The sequence below is a fragment of the Saccharopolyspora griseoalba genome, from assembly GCF_042665275.1.
Taxonomy (GTDB): domain Bacteria; phylum Actinomycetota; class Actinomycetes; order Mycobacteriales; family Pseudonocardiaceae; genus Saccharopolyspora; species Saccharopolyspora griseoalba.
Genome location: NZ_JBHTCJ010000002.1, coordinates 194,319 through 214,307 on the forward strand (window position 1 = coordinate 194,319; position 19,989 = coordinate 214,307).

The 19,989-nt window shown below is 70.8% G+C and carries 20 protein-coding genes; 8 read left to right on the plus strand and 12 right to left on the minus strand.

The window, feature by feature from the left end; translation table 11 throughout:
• Positions 1 to 57: 57 nt before the first annotated feature.
• From map to dxr, 7 genes are all read right to left on the minus strand, one after another.
• Complete coding sequence (gene map, locus ACFQRI_RS05035; protein ID WP_380664943.1) at positions 58 to 915, minus strand: type I methionyl aminopeptidase; 858 nt, start codon at positions 913 to 915, stop codon at positions 58 to 60.
• Positions 916 to 1,015: 100 nt separating this feature from the next.
• Positions 1,016 to 1,405: a type II toxin-antitoxin system VapC family toxin gene (locus ACFQRI_RS05040; RefSeq protein WP_380664945.1), complete on the minus strand. Its 390-nt coding sequence runs from the start codon at positions 1,403 to 1,405 to the stop codon at positions 1,016 to 1,018.
• Positions 1,406 to 1,723: 318 nt separating this feature from the next.
• Complete coding sequence (locus ACFQRI_RS05045) at positions 1,724 to 3,505, minus strand: penicillin-binding transpeptidase domain-containing protein (RefSeq protein ID WP_380664947.1); 1,782 nt, start codon at positions 3,503 to 3,505, stop codon at positions 1,724 to 1,726.
• Positions 3,506 to 3,609: 104 nt separating this feature from the next.
• Positions 3,610 to 4,446, minus strand: coding sequence for a GNAT family N-acetyltransferase (locus ACFQRI_RS05050; protein WP_380664949.1), 837 nt, complete (start codon positions 4,444 to 4,446; stop codon positions 3,610 to 3,612).
• Between the two features lie 145 nt (positions 4,447 to 4,591).
• Positions 4,592 to 5,743, minus strand: coding sequence for a flavodoxin-dependent (E)-4-hydroxy-3-methylbut-2-enyl-diphosphate synthase (gene ispG / locus ACFQRI_RS05055; RefSeq protein ID WP_380664951.1), 1,152 nt, complete (start codon positions 5,741 to 5,743; stop codon positions 4,592 to 4,594).
• A gap of 306 nt (positions 5,744 to 6,049) precedes the next feature.
• Positions 6,050 to 7,330, minus strand: coding sequence for a M50 family metallopeptidase (locus ACFQRI_RS05060; protein ID WP_380664954.1), 1,281 nt, complete (start codon positions 7,328 to 7,330; stop codon positions 6,050 to 6,052).
• Positions 7,331 to 7,334: 4 nt separating this feature from the next.
• Positions 7,335 to 8,582: a 1-deoxy-D-xylulose-5-phosphate reductoisomerase gene (gene dxr, locus ACFQRI_RS05065; protein ID WP_380664957.1), complete on the minus strand. Its 1,248-nt coding sequence runs from the start codon at positions 8,580 to 8,582 to the stop codon at positions 7,335 to 7,337.
• 104 nt (positions 8,583 to 8,686) lie between these two features.
• On the opposite strand from dxr, the gene ACFQRI_RS05070 reads away from it, so the two are divergent.
• Positions 8,687 to 8,959, plus strand: coding sequence for a GlsB/YeaQ/YmgE family stress response membrane protein (locus tag ACFQRI_RS05070; protein ID WP_380664959.1), 273 nt, complete (start codon positions 8,687 to 8,689; stop codon positions 8,957 to 8,959).
• Positions 8,960 to 9,160: 201 nt separating this feature from the next.
• The gene (locus tag ACFQRI_RS05075; protein WP_380664961.1) at positions 9,161 to 9,439 is read left to right on the plus strand and encodes a DUF2631 domain-containing protein; all 279 of its coding nucleotides are present in this window, start codon (positions 9,161 to 9,163) and stop codon (positions 9,437 to 9,439) included.
• Positions 9,440 to 9,575: 136 nt separating this feature from the next.
• On the opposite strand, the gene ACFQRI_RS05080 is transcribed toward ACFQRI_RS05075, so the two are convergent.
• Positions 9,576 to 11,003: an aldehyde dehydrogenase family protein gene (locus ACFQRI_RS05080; protein WP_380664963.1), complete on the minus strand. Its 1,428-nt coding sequence runs from the start codon at positions 11,001 to 11,003 to the stop codon at positions 9,576 to 9,578.
• 102 nt (positions 11,004 to 11,105) lie between these two features.
• Positions 11,106 to 12,533, minus strand: a complete 1,428-nt coding sequence (locus ACFQRI_RS05085) for a PucR family transcriptional regulator (protein WP_380664965.1) — start codon at positions 12,531 to 12,533, stop codon at positions 11,106 to 11,108.
• A 175-nt stretch (positions 12,534 to 12,708) separates the two neighbouring features.
• Here ACFQRI_RS05085 and ACFQRI_RS05090 point away from each other — a divergent pair, with 175 nt between their 5' ends.
• Positions 12,709 to 13,083: an MmcQ/YjbR family DNA-binding protein gene (locus ACFQRI_RS05090; protein ID WP_380664967.1), complete on the plus strand. Its 375-nt coding sequence runs from the start codon at positions 12,709 to 12,711 to the stop codon at positions 13,081 to 13,083.
• A 74-nt stretch (positions 13,084 to 13,157) separates the two neighbouring features.
• Here the strand turns inward: ACFQRI_RS05090 and rlmN are convergent, their stop codons facing one another.
• Positions 13,158 to 14,273: a dual-specificity RNA methyltransferase RlmN gene (rlmN, locus tag ACFQRI_RS05095; RefSeq protein WP_380664969.1), complete on the minus strand. Its 1,116-nt coding sequence runs from the start codon at positions 14,271 to 14,273 to the stop codon at positions 13,158 to 13,160.
• Between the two features lie 128 nt (positions 14,274 to 14,401).
• Here rlmN and ACFQRI_RS05100 point away from each other — a divergent pair, with 128 nt between their 5' ends.
• From ACFQRI_RS05100 to ACFQRI_RS05115, 4 genes are read left to right on the plus strand one after another with little or no spacing between them, the layout of a single operon-like run.
• A complete protein-coding gene (locus ACFQRI_RS05100) occupies positions 14,402 to 15,289 on the plus strand; it encodes a metal ABC transporter substrate-binding protein (RefSeq protein ID WP_380664971.1) in 888 nt (295 codons plus the stop codon).
• Positions 15,286 to 16,008 carry a metal ABC transporter ATP-binding protein gene (locus tag ACFQRI_RS05105; protein ID WP_380664973.1) on the plus strand — a complete coding sequence of 241 codons (723 nt, stop codon included), beginning with the start codon at positions 15,286 to 15,288 and terminating at the stop codon, positions 16,006 to 16,008. The genes ACFQRI_RS05100 and ACFQRI_RS05105 overlap by 4 nt, the downstream gene beginning before the upstream one ends.
• Positions 16,009 to 16,046: 38 nt before the next feature.
• The gene (locus ACFQRI_RS05110; protein WP_380665544.1) at positions 16,047 to 16,895 is read left to right on the plus strand and encodes a metal ABC transporter permease; all 849 of its coding nucleotides are present in this window, start codon (positions 16,047 to 16,049) and stop codon (positions 16,893 to 16,895) included.
• Positions 16,896 to 16,899: 4 nt separating this feature from the next.
• Positions 16,900 to 17,586, plus strand: a complete 687-nt coding sequence (locus tag ACFQRI_RS05115) for a metal-dependent transcriptional regulator (protein WP_380664975.1) — start codon at positions 16,900 to 16,902, stop codon at positions 17,584 to 17,586.
• Here ACFQRI_RS05115 and ACFQRI_RS05120 read toward each other — a convergent pair.
• A complete protein-coding gene (locus ACFQRI_RS05120; RefSeq protein WP_380664977.1) occupies positions 17,570 to 18,034 on the minus strand; it encodes a hypothetical protein in 465 nt (154 codons plus the stop codon). The two genes, ACFQRI_RS05115 and ACFQRI_RS05120, sit on opposite strands and share 17 nt — an antisense overlap.
• A gap of 240 nt (positions 18,035 to 18,274) precedes the next feature.
• Between ACFQRI_RS05120 and ACFQRI_RS05125 the strand changes: the two genes are divergently transcribed.
• Positions 18,275 to 19,042 carry a VOC family protein gene (locus ACFQRI_RS05125; RefSeq protein WP_380664979.1) on the plus strand — a complete coding sequence of 256 codons (768 nt, stop codon included), beginning with the start codon at positions 18,275 to 18,277 and terminating at the stop codon, positions 19,040 to 19,042.
• Here the strand turns inward: ACFQRI_RS05125 and ACFQRI_RS05130 are convergent, their stop codons facing one another.
• Positions 19,043 to 19,930, minus strand: coding sequence for a sigma-70 family RNA polymerase sigma factor (locus ACFQRI_RS05130; protein WP_380664981.1), 888 nt, complete (start codon positions 19,928 to 19,930; stop codon positions 19,043 to 19,045).
• Between the last annotated feature and the right edge of the window lie 59 nt (positions 19,931 to 19,989).

Consider the following 19,989-nt stretch of genomic DNA (forward strand, 5'->3'; position numbering starts at 1 on the left):
CGGACGACAGCGGGCCCGGCGTCGTGCTGACGCCGGGCCCGCGCGTTCGGGAGCCGCTCAGGGCTGGGTGAGGATCTCGTTGCCGTCCTCGGTGATCAGGATGGTGTGCTCGAACTGAGCGGTCCAGCTCTTGTCCTTGGTGGTGACCGTCCAGCCGTCTTCCCACATGTCGTACTCGTGGGTGCCCAGCGTGATCATCGGCTCGATGGTGAAGGTCATCCCCGGCTCCAGCACGGTCTGCACCGACGGCTCGTCGTAGTGCAGGATCACCAGGCCGCTGTGGAACGAGCGGCCGATGCCGTGCCCGGTGAAGTCCCGGACCACGCCGTAGCCGAAGCGCTTGGCGTAGGACTCGATGACCCGGCCGATGACGTTGAGCTGCCGCCCCGGCTTGGCGGCCTTGATGCCGCGCATCGTGGCCTCGTGCGTGCGCTCGACCAGCAGGCGGGCCTCCTCGGAGACCTCGCCGGCCAGGAACGTGGCGTTGGTGTCGCCGTGCACGCCACCGATGTAGCCGGTGACGTCGACGTTGACGATGTCGCCGTCCTCGATGACCGTCGAGTCCGGGATGCCGTGGCAGATCACCTCGTTGAGCGAGGTGCAGCAGGACTTCGAGAAGCCCCGGTACCCCAGCGTCGACGGGTACACGCCGTGGTCGAGGAAGAACTCGTGCACCACGGCGTCGATCGAGTCGGTCGTCGCACCCGGCTTGACCGCCTTGCCCGCTTCGACCAGCGCCTGCGCGGCCAGCTTGCAGGAGACCCGCATGGCCTCGATGACCTCGGGCGGCTGCACGTCGGGGTCGGTGTTGCGCTGCGGAGCCGGCTTGTCGACGTACTCGGGGCGCTCGATGTGCGCTGGAACTTGGCGGCGGGGCGTGGGCGTCCCCGGCTTCAACGGAGCTCGAACCGGCATGCCCCCACTCTAACCACCGGCTTCCGGAGGCTCCTGCCAGACTCGTCCCTCGCGCCGGTGCCCGGGGCCGCGCGCCGGTGGTGCGGCCCCGGGCCGCGAGCTAAGCGGGCGAGGCCGTGCTCAGACCCGCGTCGCGGGCCGCGGCCAGCAAGGTCGGGTCGTAGGAGACGTAGGTGACCGGCTGGTCCTTGACCCCGCAGGCCGATGCGAGGTGCACGGCCTCCACCAGGGTCAGGTCGGCCTCGAGCTCGCTGGCCGTGTCCAGCACGTCCTGGCGCACGGGCAGCGCCTCCAGCTTGGACACCACGATCGAGGCCAGGTCCTCGGCGGCCGGGCCGACGTCGCGGAAGGTGCGCAGCACGTCGACCTTGGACAGCGCGCTGGTCGCCCGCGACTGCTCCCAGTGGTCGCGGATCCACTGGCTCAAGGCCTCGCTCTCCGGTTCGGGGGCGATCATCTTGATCAGCGCGGAGGAATCGAAGTAGATCAAAACCGCTCCTGTTCACGCTGGACGGCGCCCGGTCCCGCGGGACCTCCGGGGTGGCGCCGCCCGCACGGTTCATCGGGGCGGCCCGCGACGTGCCGACGGCATCGGCGGCGGGCCGATCGTGCACTCGAAGTCGGGGGACGTGACGGCAACACGTCCGCGACCGGAGCCGTCCCCGGCCGGAGGAGCCGGGGACGATCCCGCTCGCAGCGCAACGACCGGACCGATCATTGCGCTCGATGGGCTACAACCTAGCACCGATCTGACTCTGAGTGATCACCCTTTCACGTGAAGCGAGGTGCGATTTTCCCCGCGGAGCGATCACAGTCCGTCGAGGAAGCGCTTGCTGAGGTCGACCGCCGGGACCGACTTGCCCGCGTCGGTGATGAGCGTGGCGAACGCGAGGTCGCCGCGGTAGCCCACGAACCAGCCGTGCGAGTGCGTGCCGTCGCCGAACTGCGCGGTGCCGGTCTTGCCGTAGACCTCGCCGCTACCGCCGATGTTGGTCGCGGTACCCGACTTGACGACCTCGCGCATCATCGTGCGCAGCTGGTCCAGAGCGGCCCTCGACGGCGGCTGCGGGGTGCTGTCGGCCTCGGTGCGCTCGCCCTTGATCAGGTTCGGCGTCGGCATCCCGCCGTTGGCCACCGACGCGGCGGCCAGCGCCATGCCGAACGGGCTGGCGGTCACGGTGCCCTGGCCGATGCCGTTCTGGGCGCGGCGGTTGGTGCTGTCGCCCGTGCCGACCTTGCCGGTGATGGTGGTCGCGCCCGGCATCTGGAAGTCCACGCCGACGCCGAGCTTCTTGGCCGCCTCCGGCAGCGCGTCGGCCGGCATGTCCACCGCCAGCTGCGCGAACGTGGTGTTGCAGGAGTGCGCGAACGCGGTGATCAGCGGGACCCTACCGAGGTCGAACTCCTTGTCGTTCGGCAGCACGTAATCACCGGCGAACTGCTTCTTGCCCGGGCACTCGACCGGGGTGTTGATCTTGACGTTGCCCTTCTCCAGCGCAGCCGAGGCGGTCACCACCTTGAACGTGGAACCCGGCGGGTACTGGCCGGTCAGCGCCACCGGCCCCTGCTTGTCGGCGGGGTCGTTCTGGGCCACCGCGAGGAGCTCCCCGGTGGAGGGCTTGATGGCCACCACCATCGCCGCCTGCGGAAACGGATCGACCGCCTTCTCGGCGGCGCGCTGAACGCTGTCGCTGATCGTGACCTCGGTGGGCTGGACCGGCTTGGCGTCCACCTTGGACAGCTCGGTCACCTCCTGCCCGGAGGAGTCCTCTACCGCCACCTTCCAGCCGGCGTTGGCCGAGACCTTCTTGTCGACCTGCTCGCCCACCCCGGCCAGCACCTGGCTGGCGTAGCCGCGCTCGACCGAGACCAGGTCGGCCCGCGAGGGGAAGGTGACGCCGGGCAGGTCGGAGATCTGCGAGCGCACCTGGTCGAAGTCGCTCTGCCGCAGGGTCACGATCGGGAACGGCTGGCCCTTCTCGGCGTCGGCCATGATGGACTGCTGGGTGATCGACGGTTCGATCTGGCCCAGCGCGGCGGCCAGCTGACCCGCCACGCCCGCGACGTCCCCCGCGGACTGCGGGCTCAGCGTCACGGTGGTCAGCTTCTCCGGGGACATCAGCTGATTGCCACCGCTGCCGGTCACCGGCGCCGCGTCCGGCAGCACCTCGCTGTAGGCCAGCGACTGGTCCTTCTTCAACTTCGGGTGGATCACCGAGGGCGCCCAGCGCACCTTCCAGCCCTGATCGTCCTCGACCATCTGGAAGGAGCCCTGGTAGCGCCACACCTTGCCCTCGCCGAAGTCCCAGGACATGTTGTAGGTGGCGCGCGCACCGCTGTCGGTGTCGGTCACCTCGCCCAGCGATGCGTGGGTGACCGTCGGGCGCAGGTCGCCGCGCACCGACTCGATCAGCTGCGTGGCCTGCTTCGGGCTGTCGGTCCGGCCGGCGGCTGCCTGGGCGTTGCCCGCCGCGTAGGCCTTCAGGAAGCCCTCGGCGGCCACCTCCTGCTCCGACGGGCCGGTGCTGCACCCGGCCACCGGTACGAGCAGGGCGGCGGCCAGCCCGACCAAGATCCGCTTGGAAACCATGCCGCGAGTATGCCGAAGACCCCCGACGGCCGAAACGAGGTCCCGCCGAATGGAGCGCGGGTATTTCGAACGGATGCCGCGCCGCAACCCGCTGTGCACATAGGTCAGAGCAGCACGGTGCTGAAGGCGCCCACCGAGCGGAAACCGACCTTCCGATAGGCGTTTCGCGCGGCGTGGTTGAAGTCGTTGACGTAGAGGCTGGCGGTGCGCCCGAGACCGCGCACCAGGCGGTCGGCCACCGCGGCGGTGCCCGCCGTGCCCAGCCCGGTGCTGCGGCGGTCCGGGTGCACCCACACGCCCTGGATCTGGCCGACCGTGCGCGACAGCGCGCCGATCTCGGCCTTGAACACCACCTCGCCGTCCTCGAAGCGGGCGAAAGCGCGCCCGGCGGCGATGAGGTCGGCCACTCGCGCGCGGTAACCCGCGAAACCGCCGTCGGCGGAGGGATCGACGCCGACCTCCTCGGTGAACATGGCGACCGCGGCGGGCAGGTAGCGCTCCAGCTCGTCCGGGCGGACCTGCCGCACCAGCGGATCGACCGGGATCCTCGCCGGTTCGGACAGCGCCATCAGCGGCTGGTCGGCGCGGATCTCGCGCGCCGGGCCCCACTGCGACTCCACCTCGCTCCACAGCTCCAGCACCTGCTCGGAGGGCCCGACCAGCGAGGAGCACACCCTGCGGCGGCGCAGCGCGCGGTCGGCGAAGGCGCGCATCGCGTCCGAGCCCCCGCGCAGCGGGATCAGGTTGGCCCCGGAGAAGCACAGGCCGCTCAACCTGCTGCCGTGCCCCCACAGCTCCCCGCCGAGGCGCAGCGGGCGCACCCCGGCCTCCTCGACGCGCGCGGCGACCATGCAGGCGGCGACGGGGGCAGAATCCAGCACCGAGCGGACCTGCCGCTCGTCCCGTTCCTCCAGCAGTCGAGCACCGGCGAGCTTGAGCACCTGCTAAGCCTGCCAGAAATCGTTCGGGAGCGGATTGCCAGTGGTCGTGTCCCACAGCCGACGCGGGTCCGCTCACCCGTTCGGCCGAAAGACGACGGTGCCCCGGCCGTCGACGCGACGACCGGGGCACCGCAGGTGCTCGGCTTCAGCCCACCGTGACGGTCGGCTCTCCCTCGACCGGGGACTCGCCCATCTCCTCGGCGATGCGCATGGCCTCCTCGATCAGGGTTTCCACGATCTGCGCCTCGGGCACGGTCTTGATGACCTCGCCCTTGACGAAGATCTGGCCCTTGCCGTTGCCGGAGGCCACGCCGAGGTCGGCCTCGCGGGCCTCCCCCGGGCCGTTGACGACGCAGCCCATGACCGCCACGCGCAGCGGGACCTCCATGCCCTCCAGCCCGGCGGTGACCTCGTCGGCCAGCTTGTAGACGTCGACCTGGGCGCGGCCGCAGGACGGGCAGGAGACGATCTCCAGCTTGCGCGGGCGCAGGTTCAGCGACTCCAGGATCTGGGCGCCGACCTTGATCTCCTCGACCGGCGGCGCCGACAGCGACACGCGGATGGTGTCGCCGATGCCCTGGCGCAGCAGCGAACCGAAGGCGACCGCGGACTTGATGGTGCCCTGGAAGGCCGGGCCGGCCTCGGTCACGCCCAGGTGCAGCGGGTAGTCGCACTGCTCGGCGAGGATCTCGTAGGCGCGCACCATCACGACGGGGTCGTTGTGCTTGACCGAGATCTTGATGTCGTGGAAGTCGTGCTCGGCGAACAGGCTCGCCTCCCACAGCGCCGACTCGGCCAGCGCCTCCGGGGTGGCCTTGCCGTGCTTCTCCAGCAGCCGCGGGTCCAGCGAACCGGCGTTGACGCCGATGCGGATCGGCGTCCCGTGGTCCTTGGCCGCCTGGGAGATCTCCTTGACCTGGTCGTCGAACTTGCGGATGTTGCCGGGGTTGACCCGGACTCCGGCGCAGCCCGCCTCGATGGCCTTGAAGACGTACTTCGGCTGGAAGTGGATGTCGGCGATGACGGGGATCTTCGACTTCTGCGCGATGGCGGGCAGCGCCTCGGCGTCGTCGGCGCTCGGGCAGGCCACCCGAACGATGTCGCAGCCCGAGGCGGTCAGCTCGGCGATCTGCTGCAGCGTGCTGTTGACGTCTGCGGTCACGGTCGTGGTCATGCTCTGCACGGAGATGGGGTGATCGCTACCCACTCCGACCGGTCCGACCTGCAACTGACGGGTCTTGCGCCGTTCCGCGAGCACCGGGGCCGGAGCGCCCGGCATGCCCAGATCGACGGTCATCGATACCTCTCCACCTCTGCTGGCGTGCTTCGGGGCGGCCGCCCCGCCCGGATCCCACGATACCGACGCTGCGTCATCCAGCTGGACGTCGGCGGGTAGGACGAATCACGTTCAGTGATCGTCGACACCCGTTCACATCTCGTTCAGCCCAACGCCGCGGGATGATCATCACCCTATCGGTGATCTTGTGGTGACTGTCACGCACCACCGGATTCGGCTGTCCCGAAACCGCGCCCCACAGCCCGAGCCCCCGTCCACCACAGCGGTGAAATCCACCACCACACGACCGGTGGTCGGCGCGAACCGCTACTGCAGCGTCACCGGGTTGACGATGTCGGCGACCAGCACCAGCAGCGAGTAGGCGATCAGGACGAGGCTGACCGCGTAGGCCAGCGGCATCAACCGCGCCGTGTCGAACGGGCCGGGGTCAGGTCGCCGGACCAGCTTGGCCACGCGACGCCGGATCGACTCCCACGCGGCCCCGGCCACGTGACCGCCGTCCAGCGGCAGGATCGGCAGCATGTTGAACACGAACAGCGACAGGTTCACGCCCGCCAGCAGCTGGAACATCATCAGGATGCGGGTGTCCACGCCGATCTGATCGGTGGCCAGCACCTCTCCGCCGAGCCTGCTGGCACCGACGATGCCCACCGGCGAGTCCTGGTGCCGCTCACCGCCGAAGATTGCGCTGACCAGGTCCGGAACCCGCTGCGGCAGCTGCACGACCTTCTCGGCGGTCAACCCGACGAAGCCGCCGATGGTCTCCACCACACCGCCGATGTCCTGCTTGACCATCACCGAGGTCGGCGAGAGCCCGAGGAAGCCGACCTTCACGGTCTCGCTGGGCGTGTCGATCTTGGGCCGCTCGGTCTGCATCAGGTTCGCCGTCAGCGACACCCGGTGCCCGTCGCGCTCGACGACGACCGGCACGGCACCTCGCGAGTCGCGGATGGCCAGCCGCAGCTCGTCCCAGGACTCGTAGTGCTCGCCGTTGAACTCCACGATCCGGTCACCCGGCTTGAACCCGGCCGCCGCCGCGGGCGAGGGCGGGGCGCCCGCCGGGCACTTCGTGGTGTCCGCGCCCGCGGGCAGCACGCACTCGCTGACGTGCGCGACGGTCAGCGTCGGGGTGTTGACCCCGAAGCCCATCAGGATCGCGGTGAAGATGCCGACCGCCAGGATCAGGTTCATGAACGGCCCGGCCAGCATCACGATGATCCGCTTCCACGGGCTGCGCTGGTAGAACTGCCGGTGCGAGTCCTCCGGCCTGACGTCCTCGGCCGACATCTGCCGGGCGTCCTCGATCATCGCCCGCCACGGGGCGGAGGAGGCGGTGCGGCCGTACTCCTCGTCCTTCTTCGGCGGGAACATGCCGATCATCCGGATGTACCCGCCGAACGGGATGGCCTTGATCCCGTACTCGGTCTCGCCCTTCTTGCGCGACCAGATGGTCCGGCCGAAGCCGACCATGTACTCGGTGACCTTGACCCCGAACATCTTCGCGGTGGCGAGGTGGCCGAGCTCGTGCCACGCGATGGAGAAGAGCAACCCGACGAAGAAGATCAGGATGCCCACGACGACCAGCATCTAGCTATTCCGCCTTCCGTCCGGCAGCCAACTCGCGCGCCCGGGACCTCGCCCAGTCCTCGGCCGCGAAGATCTCGTCCAAGTCCGAGGGCTCCGCGCGCCACTGGTCGGCGGCGGCGAGCACCTCACCAACAGTCTGCACGATTTCGGGGAACCGCAGGTGACCGGTGACGAACGCGGACAGCGCCTCCTCGTTGGCCGCGTTGTAGATGGCCGGCAGGCAACCCCCCGCGGTCCCCGCCGAGCGGGCGAGCTCCACGGCCGGGAAGGTCTCGTCGTCGACCGGCTCGAAGGTCCACTCCTGAGCGGCGTCGAAGGTCAGCCGCGGCGCCACCCCGGGAACCCGGCGCGGCCACTCCAGGCTCATCGCGATCGGGATCTTCATGTTCGGCGGGCTGGCCTGCGCGATCGTGCCGCCGTCGGTGTAGGTGACCATGGAGTGCACGATCGACTGCGGGTGCACGACGACGTCGATGCGCGAGTAGTCGATGCCGAACAGCAGGTGCGCCTCGATGAGCTCCAGGCCCTTGTTGACCAGCGTCGCCGAGTTGATGGTGACCACGTTGCCCATCGACCAGGTCGGGTGCGCCAGCGCCTCCTGCACGGTGACCTCGGCGAGCTCGGCGCGCCCGCGTCCCCGGAACGGGCCGCCGGAGGCGGTCAGCACCAGCCGGTCCACGTCGTCCTCGTCGTTGCCCAGCAAGCACTGGGCCAGCGCGGAGTGCTCGGAGTCGACCGGCACGAGCTGGCCGGGCGCGGCCTTGCGCAGCACCAGCGAGCCGCCCGCGATCAGCGACTCCTTGTTGGCCAGCGCCAGCTGCGCCCCGGTTTCCAGCGCCGCCAGGGTGGGACGCAGCCCTCGAGATCCGTCGACACCGTTCAGCACCACGTCAGCCGGGGAGGACTCGATGAGCTCCAGCACGGCGTCCGGTCCGGCCAGCAGCCGCGGCATCCGGAACTCGCCGCTGGCGTAGCCGCGCTTCTGCGCCTCGGCGTAGAGCGCGAGCTGGACGTCCTCGGTCGCGGTGCCCTTGGCCACGGCCACGACCGGCACCTCGAACTCGAGCGCCTGCGCGGCCAGCGCGGCCGGGTCGCTGCCCCCGGCGGCCAGCCCGGCGACGCGGAACCGCCCCGGGTTGTCCCGGATCACCTCGAGGGCCTGGGTACCGATCGAACCGGTCGAACCCAGGATCAGCACGGTGCGCGGATCGGCGTCGCTCTGTGTATCGGTGTCGGCGTGCATCGCCGACATTGTCCCTGAAGCAGGTGAGCCGCCGCCGCTCGCGGTGCGCAAATCACCATCGGGGGTCACCATCACCCCATCGACCACATGGCCGACGACGCGTGGAGGCCGCCATGGGCATCATCGGTTGGATCGTTCTCGGACTGATCGTGGGAGCACTCGCGAAGCTGATCATGCCCGGCAAGGACCCGGGCGGGATCATCGTGACCATGATCCTGGGCGTGGTGGGCGCCTTCCTCGGCGGGCTCATCGGCAAGTTCGCCTTCGGCGTGGGTCTGGAGCAGTTCTGGTCGCTGACCACCTGGGGGCTGGCGCTGCTCGGATCGCTCATCGTGCTCGGCGTCTACCGCGTGATCGTGGGCCGCAAGGCGGTCAGCAGCGGGTAGCCGGGCTACGGATAGCCGCCCAACTGCGCAAAACCGGGTGTCGCCGCGGCGGCACCCGGTTTTGCGCTGCTGGCACGCGCTGAGGCGGCTCCCCGCACCCCGGGCGGGTGTGCGAAGATGAGCACGATCGTGGGCCCGCAGAGCCTGCGGACCAGAAGTTTCAGCTGTCCGGCCGCGGCCGGTTTGGCGCAGGAGGGGAACGTGGCGAGCACCGAGCTGGAGAAGAAGCCCAGCCAGGCCATCGACCCGGCCGAGGAGCCTTCGGTCGAGTGGGGTTGGCACGGCGGTTTCCCGAGGGGAACCCAGATCGCCGGCTGGTTCTCGGTGGTCGCGATCCTGCTCATGCTGATCGGCAACCACCAGGGCATCCTCAGCGGCGGCGGCAAGTTCAAGATCGAGGACTTCTACATCATCCTCACCGCCGCGGTCATGGTCGTCGGCCTGCTGATCGACCTGCGCATCAACAAGCGCAAGCGCTGACCCGAAGCCTTCAACCGCCCCCGGCAACGCCGGGGGCGGTTTTTCGCGTCCGCGGAACGAGCAGGGGAACCTTCCTGCCACGTCGCACGGCAGGAAGGTTCCCCTGCTGCCTCTGACAGGAAGGTTCCCTGCGTCCTCAGACCGCGATGCCGGTGAGCACGGTGACCCGCTGCTCGGTGAAGTCCTCCATCGCCGAGCGGAGCCCCTCGCGCCCCGTTCCGGACTCCTTGAGCCCGCCGTAGGGCATCTGGTCGGCGCGGAAGCTCGGGACGTCGCCGATGATCACGCCGCCGACCTCCAGCTCCGCCGAGGCCCGGAACGCCAGCTGCAGGTCCTTGGTGAACACGCCTGCCTGCAGGCCGTAGCGGGAGTCGTTGACCTGCTCGAAGGCCTCGTCGATCGAGTCCACCGGGGCGACGACCAGCACCGGGCCGAAGACCTCCTCGCAGGAGACCTTGGCATCGGCGGGCACGTCGGCCAGCACGGTGGGCGCGTAGGTCGAACCTTCCCGGGTGCCTCCGGTGAGCACCTTCGCGCCCGCGGCGACCGCCTCGTCGACCCACTGCTCCACTCGCTCGGCAGCGGCCTCGTCGATCAGCGGACCGACCTTGGTCCCCGGATCGGCGGGGTCGCCGGTGCCCAGCTCGTTCACGACGTCGAGCACGTTGCTCACCAGCTCGTCGTAGACGTCGCGGTGGGCGAAGACGCGCTGCACCGAGATGCAGGACTGTCCCGCCTGGTAGGTCGCGAAGGTCGCGATCCGCTCAGCGGCCTGCCGCAGGTCCGGCCAGTCGGAGTTGACCACCACGGCGGCGTTGCCGCCGAGTTCGAGCGTGACGTGCTTGCGCGGCACCGAGTCGCGGATGCTCCAGCCCACCGGCCCGGAGCCGGTGAACGACACGATCGGCAACCGCTCGTCGGCGACCAGCTCGGCGGCCTTGTCGTTGCTGGTGGTCAGCACCGACCAGGATCCCGTGGGAAGATCCGTCTCGGCGAGGATCTCGCCGAGCGCCAAGGCCGACAGCGGCGTCTTCGGGGCCGGCTTGAGCACGATCGGCACGCCCGCGGCCAGGGCGGGAGCGACCTTGTGGGCGACCAGGTTCAGCGGGAAGTTGAACGGTGCGATGCCCAGCACCGGTCCGCGCGGGACCCGGCGGATCACGGCCATCCGACCGGTCCCGCCGGGGTCGGTGTCGAGGCGCTGCAGCTCGCCGGAGAACCGGCGGGCCTCCTCGGCTCCCCAGCGGAAGGTCGCCGCAGCGCGGGCGATCTCGGCCTTGGCCCAGAAGATCGGCTTGCCGTTCTCGGCGGTGATCAGCTCGGCGAGCTCGTCGGCGCGCTCGGTGATGCGCGCGCTCACGTGGTCCAGCGCGGCCGCGCGCCGGTGCGCGGGCAGCGCGGCGAACTCGCGCGCCACGTCGGCCGCGGCGGCGACGGACCGCTCGACATCGGCGTCGGTGGCGTAGGCGGCGGTGGCGACCAGCCGCCCGTCGTACGGGTTGCGCACCTCGAAGGTGTCGTCGCTGGTGACCCGCTCCCCTGCGATCCAGTACCCGGAAACCATGTGCATCCTCCCTGTGGTCACCACGAAACCTACGTCGCCGGAAGTCGCGGGAGGACTGCCGATCCGGCGAAGTCGATCGCACCGGTTGTCCGGATCGGCAGGTCAGCTCCGGTCGGCCTGCAGCGCCAGCCACAGCTCGGCGCGCACACCGGGCTGGTCGAGCCTGCGGTCCAGCAGTTCCTCGGCCTTGCGGATGCGGTTGCGCAGCGTGTGGCGGTGCACGCCGAGCCGGGCGGCCGCCGGATCCCACTGCCCGTGGTGCGCCAACCAGGCGTGCAGCGAGCGCAGCAACTCGTCGTGCCCGCGCAGCGGCGCGAGCGTCGACTCGGCGAACGCCGCGGCGCGCCCGGCGGGCAGCAGGTCCAGCAGCCCGTTGCCCGCGAGTTCGGCGAAGCGCACCACGTCTCCGGGCCCGGCGGCAGCGGCGGCCTGCCGCGCCTGGCGCACCCCCTCGGCGAGCCCGGCGAGCCGACAGGGCTCGGAGACCCCGGCAGGCGGGCCCGACCGAACCAGCCAGCCCGCTTCGCCCTCCTCGACCAGCCCCACCACGGCGTCCTCGTGCTCGGCGAGGAAGGCCTCGGGGTGCTCGGCGGACAACCGGGACCACAGCTCCTCGTCGTCCGCGGCCCCGCCCAGCGCCACCACGCGGAACGGTTCGGCGGGCGGTTGCAGGCGCAGCCTGGCCAGCTCTTCGTTGACGTCCTCGCCGCGCAGGAGCAGCGAGAACAGCCCGTCGGTGAGCCTGCGGCGCGCGAGCTCGAAAGATCTTCCCTGCTCCAGCGCGAGGCTGAGCAGCGACGCCGCGGTGTTGATCAGGTGGTGGTCTGCGGTGCTGAACCCGCTGCTGCGACCGGCCAGCAGCACGCCGCGCGCCCGCGCGCCGAGCGCCTGGACGCTGACCTCCTGGTCGTCGAGGGTGAGGATCCGCGCCGACGGCCCCTTGCTGGTCCGGATCGACTCGACCTCGGCCTCCAGCCCGCGCAGGCTGGTCGACGCCGGGGCGGCGTGGATCGGCCTGCCGCCCGCGTCGAGCAGCACCGTCCAGGCGTCCAGGAGCTTTGCCAACCTGCGGACCAGCGCGTTGATCCCGTCGCGGCTGCCCGCGGCCTTGGCGAGCTCGTGCTGCGCGCGGCTGGTGCGGCGCAGGTCGGCGTACTCGGCCGCCGCCAGCGCGCGGGAAACGGCCTTGCTGATCGCGATGAACGGGGTCGGTCGCGGCACCTCGATCAGGGGCAGCCCGGCCCGCTCGGCGGACTCGACCAGCTCGCCCGGGATCTCGCGCCGGCTCACCCCGACGCCGAACCCGAGGCCGGTCACCCCGGCTGCCACCAGCCGTTCGACCAGCTCCGCGCAGGCGTCCTCGCGCAGCGCGAGACCGGTGGTCAGCAGGAGCTCGCCGCCCTCCAGGAACGGCGTGGGATCGGCCAGCTCGCTGGTGTGCACCCAGGCCACCGCGCGGTCCAGCCCGGCCGCCCCTGCCCGCACCACCAGGCCCAGCTCGGCGTCGTCCACCAGCTCCCGCAACCGCACGAAGACCTCCCTCGAAAACCGTGGGCCCCAAGTTAGTCGGACACCGGTGCGAAAACCCGTCGACGGCGCCCCCGCGTCACGACCCGCACCCCTCCGGCACCCTCCAGCGCGGGCGAGCAGGGGAACCTTCCGGCCGAACACCCGCGCCGTCGGCGATGCGGCTTAACCTCACCGCATGACGCCTGGTGAACTGCGCGAGCTCTGCCTGGAGATGCCCGGGGCCGACGAGACGTTCCCGTTCGACGAGAGCAGCAGCGTCTTCAAGGTCTCCGGCAAGATCTTCGCGATCGCTCCGCTGCAGGCCGCTCCCCTGCGGGTCAGCCTCAAGTGCGATCCGGACCTCGCGGTGGAGCTGCGGCTGCGGTATCCCGCGATCACCGGCGGGTACCACCTCAACAAGAAGCACTGGAACACCGTTGTCGTCGACGGCTCGGTCCCCGACGACCTGGTGCGCCAGATGGTCGAGGACTCCTACGACCTCGTGGTCGCCGGGTTGCCCCGCCGCGAGCGCGAGAAGCTCTGCTGGCAGGCCGTGGTCGACCGCGGTTGAGCGCGCGCAGGCTCCCTCGCGGGACGAGCCCCGTCGCGCGAGGCTGACGGGGCTCGTCCGGTGCGAGGGCGAGCTCAGTCCTCTTCGGCGGCGAGCTGACCGCAGGCCGCGGCGATCTCCTGGCCCCGGGTGTCGCGGACCGTGCAGGGCACGCCCGCTTCGCGCACCCGGCGGACGAACTCGCGCTCGACCGGCTTCGGCGAGGCGTCCCACTTGCTGCCCGGGGTCGGGTTGAGCGGGATGAGGTTGACGTGCGCGTACTGGCCGAGGTGCTCGTGCAGCAGCTTGCCCAGCAGGTCGGCGCGCCACGGGTGATCGTTGATGTCGCGGATGAGCGCGTACTCGATGGACACCCGGCGCCCGGTGTTGTCGGCGTAGCCGCGCGCGGCTTCGAGCACCTCGGCGACCTTCCAGCGGTTGTTGACCGGGACCAGCGTGTCGCGCAGCTCGTCGTCCGGGGTGTGCAGCGAGACCGCGAGGGTGACGTTGAGGTTCTCGGCGGTCATCTTCTTGATCGCCGGCACCAGGCCGACCGTGGAGACGGTCACCGAGCGCTGCGAGAGCCCCAGTCCCTCCGGGTCCGGGTCGGTGATGCGGTGCACGGCGTTGATCACGCGGCGGTAGTTGGCCAGGGGTTCGCCCATGCCCATGAACACCACGTTGGACAGGCGTCCGGCACCGCCGGGGACCTCCCCGTCGCGCATCATCCGAGCGGCCGCGCGGACCTGGTCGACGATCTCGGCTGTCGACAGGTTGCGCTGCAGGCCGCCCTGGCCGGTCGCGCAGAACGGGCAGGCCATGCCGCAGCCGGCCTGGCTGGAGATGCAGACCGTGGCGCGGTCGGGGTAGCGCATCAGCACGCTCTCCAGCAGCGTGCCGTCGTGGGCCTTCCACAGCGTCTTGCGCGTGGTGCCCTCGTCGGTGTCGAGGTTGCGCACGGTGGTCAGCAGCGGCGGCAGCAGCTCCTCGCCGAGCTTGTCGCGGCTGGCCGCAGGCAGGTCGGTCATCGACTCGACGTCGGCGTTGAGCCGGCCGAAGTAGTGGTGCGCGAGCTGCTTGGCGCGGAACGGCTTCTCCCCGAGCTCGGCGACGGCAGCCTTACGTTCCTCGACCGATAGGTCGGCGAGGTGGCGTGGCGGCATACCACGGCGCGGGGCGTCGAAGACGAGCGGCAGGGATTTCGTAGACATAGCGCCGACCAGTGTCCCACGAGCGGAAACGATCGGGTCGGGCAGACCCGTTGGCGTGCGCCACACCCCGAGGTAGGGTTTTCGGCGTGGCGAAAAGACGGTCTGCGCAGCACCGAAAATCGGTCTCGGTGCTCGCGCTCGCGCTCGTGCTCACCACCGGCTGCGGAACCGTTTCGGGCGAGCCGGACGACGGTCGCAAGCACGTGGTCACCACCTTCACCGTCATCGCCGAGATGGCCCGCAACGTCGCGGGCGACGCGCTGGTGGTCGACTCGATCACCAAGCCCGGCGTGGAGATCCACGAGTACGAACCGACGCCCAGCGACATGCTCACCGCCGCGAAGGCCGACCTCGTGCTGGACAACGGGCTGGGGCTGGAGCGCTGGTTCGAGCGGTTCGTGGAGCGCAGCGAGGCCGAGCACGTGACCCTGACCCGCGGGATCGACCCGATCCCGATCCGCAACGGGGCCTACCGGGGAGCCGCCAACCCGCACGCCTGGATGTCGCCGCGCAACGCCGCGATCTACGTGACCAACATCCGCGACGCCTTCATCCGGCTCGACCCGGCGCACGCGGAGGTCTTCCGCGCCAACGCCGAGGCCTACCTGGCCGAGATCGCCGGCATCGACCGCTACCTGCGCGAGCAGCTGGCCGCCCTCCCCGAATCACGCAGGGCCTTGGTGACCTGCGAAGGAGCGTTCTCCTACCTGGCGCGCGACGCCCGGCTCCGGGAGGCCTACCTGTGGCCGGTCAACAGCACCTCCGAGGGCACCCCGCAGCAGATCAAGGCCACCACCCGCTTCGTGCGCGACCACGACGTGCCGACGCTGTTCTGCGAGTCCACGGTCAACGACCGGGCCCAGCGGCAGGTCGCCAGGGAGACCGGCACCCGGCTGGGCGCCAAGCTCTACGTCGACTCGCTGTCCGAGCCCGGCGGACCGGTTCCCACCTACCTCGACCTGCTGCGGCACGACGCCCGCGCCATCGTCGAGGGCCTGCGCAGGGAGCCCGCATGAGCGCCGTGCTCACGGACCGGCTCACCGTCCGCTACGGCGAGACCTTGGCGCTCGACGAGGTGTCGGTGGACGTGGCCGAAGGCCGCATCTGCGGGCTGCTGGGCATGAACGGCTCCGGCAAGTCCACGCTGTTCAAATCGCTGATGGGACTCATCCGCCCGGACGGCGGCGAGATCCGGATCCTCGACGGCGCGCAGCGCCGGGCGCGGCGGGAAGGTCTGATCGTTTACGTGCCGCAGTCCGAGGCCGTTGATTGGAACTTCCCCGTCACCGTGGCCGACGTGGTGCTGATGGGGCGGTACGGGCACCTCTCGATCGCTCGACGCCCGCGCAGGCGCGACCGGGAAGCGGTGCAGGCCGCCCTGCACCGGGTCGGGCTGACCGAGCTGGCGGGAAAGCCCATCGGCGCGCTGTCCGGAGGTCAGCGGAAGCGGGCCTTCGTCGCCCGCGGCATCGCGCAGGACGCGCGCCTGCTGCTCCTCGACGAACCCTTCGCCGGCGTGGACCGCACCTCCGAGGCCATGATCACCGACCTGCTGCGGCAGCTCCGCGACGAGGGAAGGACCGTGGTGATCTCCACCCACGACCTGGCCGGTGTCCCGGCGCTGTGCGACGAGGCCGTGCTGCTGCAGCAACGCGTCGTCGCGCACGGCCCGGTCGAGCACGCCCTCGCGCCCGAGATGCTGGCGCGCGCGTTCGGGATGACGGAGGCGCCGTGATCCACGAGTGGTTGATCGAGCCCCTGCAGTTCGGCTTCATGCAGCGCGCATTGCTGGTCAGCCTGGTCGCGGGCGTGGTGTGCGCGGTGCTGTCGTGCTGGGTGATCCTGATCGGCTGGTCGCTGCTCGGCGACGCGGTCTCGCACGCGGTGCTGCCCGGGGTCGTGCTCGCCTACGTGCTGGACCTTCCCTTCTCGCTCGGGGCGTTCCTGTTCGGCGGGCTGGCGGTGGCGCTGATCGCCGGCGTGCGCAGCACCACGAAGCTCAAGGGCGACACGGCCATCGGAGTGGTGTTCACCGGGCTGTTCGCGCTGGGCCTGGTGCTGGTGTCGCGCATCCCGAGCCAGGTCGACCTCAACCACATCCTGTTCGGCAACGTCCTGGGCGTCACCGACGGCGACATCGCCCAGGTGCTGGTGATCGGAGCGCTGGTGCTGGTCGCCGCGCTGGTCAAGCGGCGGGACCTGACCCTCTACGCATTCGATCCCACCCACGCGCACGCGATCGGGATCTCCCCGCGCAAGATGGGGACCTTGCTGCTGGTGATGCTCACGCTGACCGTCGTGGTGGCGCTGCAGGCCGTGGGCGTCATCCTGGTCACCGCCATGTTGATCACGCCGGGCGCCACCGCGTTCCTGCTGACCAGGCGGTTCGGGCCGATGCTGGTGACCGCCGCCGGGCTGTCGGTGCTGTGCGCGGTGGTGGGAACCTTCCTGAGCTTCCACCTCGACACCTCCACCGGCGGCATGATCGTGTGCTCCCAGGCGGCGCTGTTCGCGCTGGTCTACCTCTTCGCTCCCGCGCAAGGGCTCATCCCGCGCGCCCTGCGCAGACGCTCGCTGGTCGGCGACCGGACGTCCGCGAGCACCGGACCGCCCGTAACCTGATGGCATGCCGACCGATGCCGAGCGCCCGTCGCCTTCGGTGGAGGACTACCTCCGCGCGATCCACGGGCTCAGCGAACGGGGCGAGCCCGTCACGAACGCGACCCTGACCCACCGGCTCGGCCTCAGCCCCTCCTCGGTGTCCGGAATGATCAACAAGCTGGCGCAGCTCGGGCTGGTCACCCACGTGCGCTACCGCAGCGTGGAGCTGACCCCGCAGGGCCGCAGGCTGGCCTACGACGTGCTGCGCCGGCATCGGCTGATCGAGCTGTTCCTGGTCGAGGTGCTCGACTACAGCTGGGACGAGGTGCACGTCGAGGCCGACTCCCTGGAGCACGCGGTCTCCGACGAGCTCATCGAGCACATCGCGGCCAAGCTGGGCAACCCGGAGGTCGACCCGCACGGCGATCCGATCCCGACCGCGGACGGCCAGGTCTCGATGCCCAAGACCAAGCTGCTCGACCAGATCGAGCCGGGCACGGTGGGCACGATCGCGCGGGTCTGGGACACCGACTCGGACCTGCTGCGGTACCTCACCGAGAACGGCATGACACTGGGCTCGCGGATCGAGATCGTGGAGCGCAAGCCCTTCGGCGGGCCGCTGGTGGTGCGGGTCGGCGAGCCGGCCGAGGCCGAGACGCACTTCGTCGGCGACGAGATCGCCGCAGCGCTGTCGATCAGCGTGCAGAGCTAGGTTCGCCGGTGATCCGGGAGCCGACCGCCCGGGAGCGCACCACGGGGGAGCGCTCGTCGACCTGGTCGAGCTCCTCGCCGTAGATCTGCTCGGTGAGCAGCCTGCCGTGCAGCTCGTCGGTGCGGTGCGCGCCCAGCACCGCCATCAGGAGGTCGAAACGGCTGTCGGTGAGCGCCACCGCGACCCAGCCGAACCCGGCCAGACCGCCGAAGACCAGCGCCGCCACCAGCCACGCGCTCGCGCCCTGGGCCAGGCACACGACCGAGGCGGCGAGCACGAGCCCGGAGCCGAACGCGACGCCGCGGGCGATGCTGACCTGCTTGATCATCGAGCGGAAGGCGGGGTACTGGCGGCACAGCTGGGCGATGAGCTCCTCGCGCTCACCGCGGTCCAGCTGGGCAAGCCGAGACAGGCCCGCGGTGACCGGCTGCGCCGCTCGCTTGGCCATGTCCGCTCCCGAGAACACCAGAGGACGTGCATTCAGCCGTCCGGGTGTGCCAGGCACACGCCGCACGGCGAATACCAGCTGATCACGCGTCAAGGGCCGGATCAAGGCGTCATTCGGGGGCGTTCGGGCGACGAATGGAGCACGGTCGTGATCCTTCGCGGCCTCGGATCGGCCGAGCGAGTTCGAGCCGCTGGGCCTACCGTCACCAGTAGCCGACCACGTCGCTAAGGAGCGGTTGCGATGGCCAACGCAGTGGGCGCGCCCGGCTGGGTGGACCTGGCGAGTTCCGAGCTGGAAGAGGTGCGCGAGTTCTACACCGGACTGTTCGGCTGGCGCTGGCTGCAGCGCCCGGACTACAACATCGCGATGATCGACAAGACCCCGGTGGCCGGCCTGCTGCCGCCGGAGAGCGACTTCATCCCGACCGCCTGGACCGTCTACCTCGAATGCGGCGCGGTGCGCGGATCCTGCGAGAAGGTCCGGGCGCTGGGCGGCAAGGTGATCGTGCCGCCCACCGAGACCCCCGCCGACGAGATGTTCCTGGTCGCCGAGGACCCCACCGGCGCGGTCGTCGGGCTGTGGGAGACCCCCGCGCACGGCAAGTTCGGCCGCGATCACGCGGGCATGCTGTGCTGGGCCGAGCTGCACACCCGCGACGGCTCGGCGGCCGACCCGTTCTACGCCGAGCTCTTCGGCTACCGGCAGGAGCAGATCGGCCCGCCGGGCGCCGAGTTCGACTACACCGTCTGGTACGTCGACGAGCAACCCACCCTCGGCCGCTTCGAGACCAGCCTGTCGATGCCGGAGAACGTCCCCGCCCACTGGCTGGTGTACTTCCAGGTCAACCCGGACCAGAGCACCGACGCGGCGGTCGAGCGCGTCCAGGAGCTCGGCGGGAAGCTCGTCCGGGAGCCCTCCGACTCGCCGCACGGCCGGGTGGCGATGGTCCAGGACGTGGTGGGCGCCGATTTCGCGATCATCGACACCTCGGCGCGCACCGGCGAGTGATCAGTCCAGCAGGACCGGGTCCAGCTCGGCGATGTGCTCGGGGTCGGCGATGATCTCGATCGCCGAGATGCGGCCGCGCCGGACCGTCACCGCGAAGACCGCGCGGGGCTTGCCGCGCGGCGCCCAGGCCAGGCCGACGGCACCGGCCAGCAGCGCCGGCTGAGCACCGCGAGCGCGTCCGGCGAAGGTCTCGGCGACGGTGTCCGCACCGCGGGCCTCCGGGCTCAGCCGCATGGCGTGCTCGCCCCTGGTGCGCTCGGACAGCGAGACCGCCGCCGCGTCGGCGCGCAGCACGATGTCCGGGTCGAGCACGGACAGCAGCGCCTCGAAGTCGCCGTCCCGAGCCGCCCCCAGGAACGCCGCGACCACCTCGCGCTGCCTGCTCGGATCCGGCTCGGCAGCGGCGTCGGCCGCGCGGACGCGGCGGCGGGCCCGGCTGGCCAGCTGTCGCGACGCGGCCGGGCTGCGCTGCACGATCGGGGCGATCTCGTCGAACGGAACGGCGAACATGTCGTGCAGCACGAAGGCCAGCCGCTCGGCGGGCTCCAGGGCGTCCAGCACGACGAACAGCGCCAGGCCGACCGAGTCGGCCATCACCGCCTCGGTCTCCGGCGAGGGCGTCCCCTCCCCCGATTCGGGCAGCTCGTCGGTGGGCTGCTCGGGGCGAGCGCGCCGCGCCCGCAGCATGTCCAAGCACACCCGGCCGACGATGGTGGTCAGCCAGCCCGCCAGGTTGAGCACCTCGTCGTCGGCGCGCGCCACCCGCAGCCAGGCCTCCTGAACCGCGTCCTCGGCCTCCCCGCTCGAACCGAGCATCCGGAAGGCCACCGCCCGCAGCCTGCCGCGGTGCTCCTCGAAGCGCCGGGCCAGCACATCGCTGTCGTCCATCGGTCACATCCGCTCGTCGGGAACCGTCTTCCCCTCTGACGAACGCGACCCGGCCGGTG

What these genes read in the sequence shown, in the direction of transcription:
- ACFQRI_RS05130 (WP_380664981.1), bottom strand. Translation starts at nt 19,930, where the DNA reads ATGGACGACAGCGATGTGCTGGCCCGGCGCTTCGAGGAGCACCGCGGC.
- ACFQRI_RS05110 (WP_380665544.1), top strand. Translation starts at nt 16,047, where the DNA reads ATGCAGCGCGCATTGCTGGTCAGCCTGGTCGCGGGCGTGGTGTGCGCG.
- ACFQRI_RS05080 (WP_380664963.1), bottom strand. Translation starts at nt 11,003, where the DNA reads ATGGTTTCCGGGTACTGGATCGCAGGGGAGCGGGTCACCAGCGACGAC.
- dxr (WP_380664957.1), bottom strand. Translation starts at nt 8,582, where the DNA reads ATGTCGGCGATGCACGCCGACACCGATACACAGAGCGACGCCGATCCG.
- ACFQRI_RS05125 (WP_380664979.1), top strand. Translation starts at nt 18,275, where the DNA reads ATGGCCAACGCAGTGGGCGCGCCCGGCTGGGTGGACCTGGCGAGTTCC.
- ACFQRI_RS05090 (WP_380664967.1), top strand. Translation starts at nt 12,709, where the DNA reads ATGACGCCTGGTGAACTGCGCGAGCTCTGCCTGGAGATGCCCGGGGCC.
- ACFQRI_RS05060 (WP_380664954.1), bottom strand. Translation starts at nt 7,330, where the DNA reads ATGCTGGTCGTCGTGGGCATCCTGATCTTCTTCGTCGGGTTGCTCTTC.
- ACFQRI_RS05105 (WP_380664973.1), top strand. Translation starts at nt 15,286, where the DNA reads ATGAGCGCCGTGCTCACGGACCGGCTCACCGTCCGCTACGGCGAGACC.
- ACFQRI_RS05070 (WP_380664959.1), top strand. Translation starts at nt 8,687, where the DNA reads ATGGGCATCATCGGTTGGATCGTTCTCGGACTGATCGTGGGAGCACTC.
- ACFQRI_RS05045 (WP_380664947.1), bottom strand. Translation starts at nt 3,505, where the DNA reads ATGGTTTCCAAGCGGATCTTGGTCGGGCTGGCCGCCGCCCTGCTCGTA.
- ACFQRI_RS05115 (WP_380664975.1), top strand. Translation starts at nt 16,900, where the DNA reads ATGCCGACCGATGCCGAGCGCCCGTCGCCTTCGGTGGAGGACTACCTC.
- map (WP_380664943.1), bottom strand. Translation starts at nt 915, where the DNA reads ATGCCGGTTCGAGCTCCGTTGAAGCCGGGGACGCCCACGCCCCGCCGC.
- rlmN (WP_380664969.1), bottom strand. Translation starts at nt 14,273, where the DNA reads ATGTCTACGAAATCCCTGCCGCTCGTCTTCGACGCCCCGCGCCGTGGT.
- ACFQRI_RS05120 (WP_380664977.1), bottom strand. Translation starts at nt 18,034, where the DNA reads ATGGCCAAGCGAGCGGCGCAGCCGGTCACCGCGGGCCTGTCTCGGCTT.
- ispG (WP_380664951.1), bottom strand. Translation starts at nt 5,743, where the DNA reads ATGACCGTCGATCTGGGCATGCCGGGCGCTCCGGCCCCGGTGCTCGCG.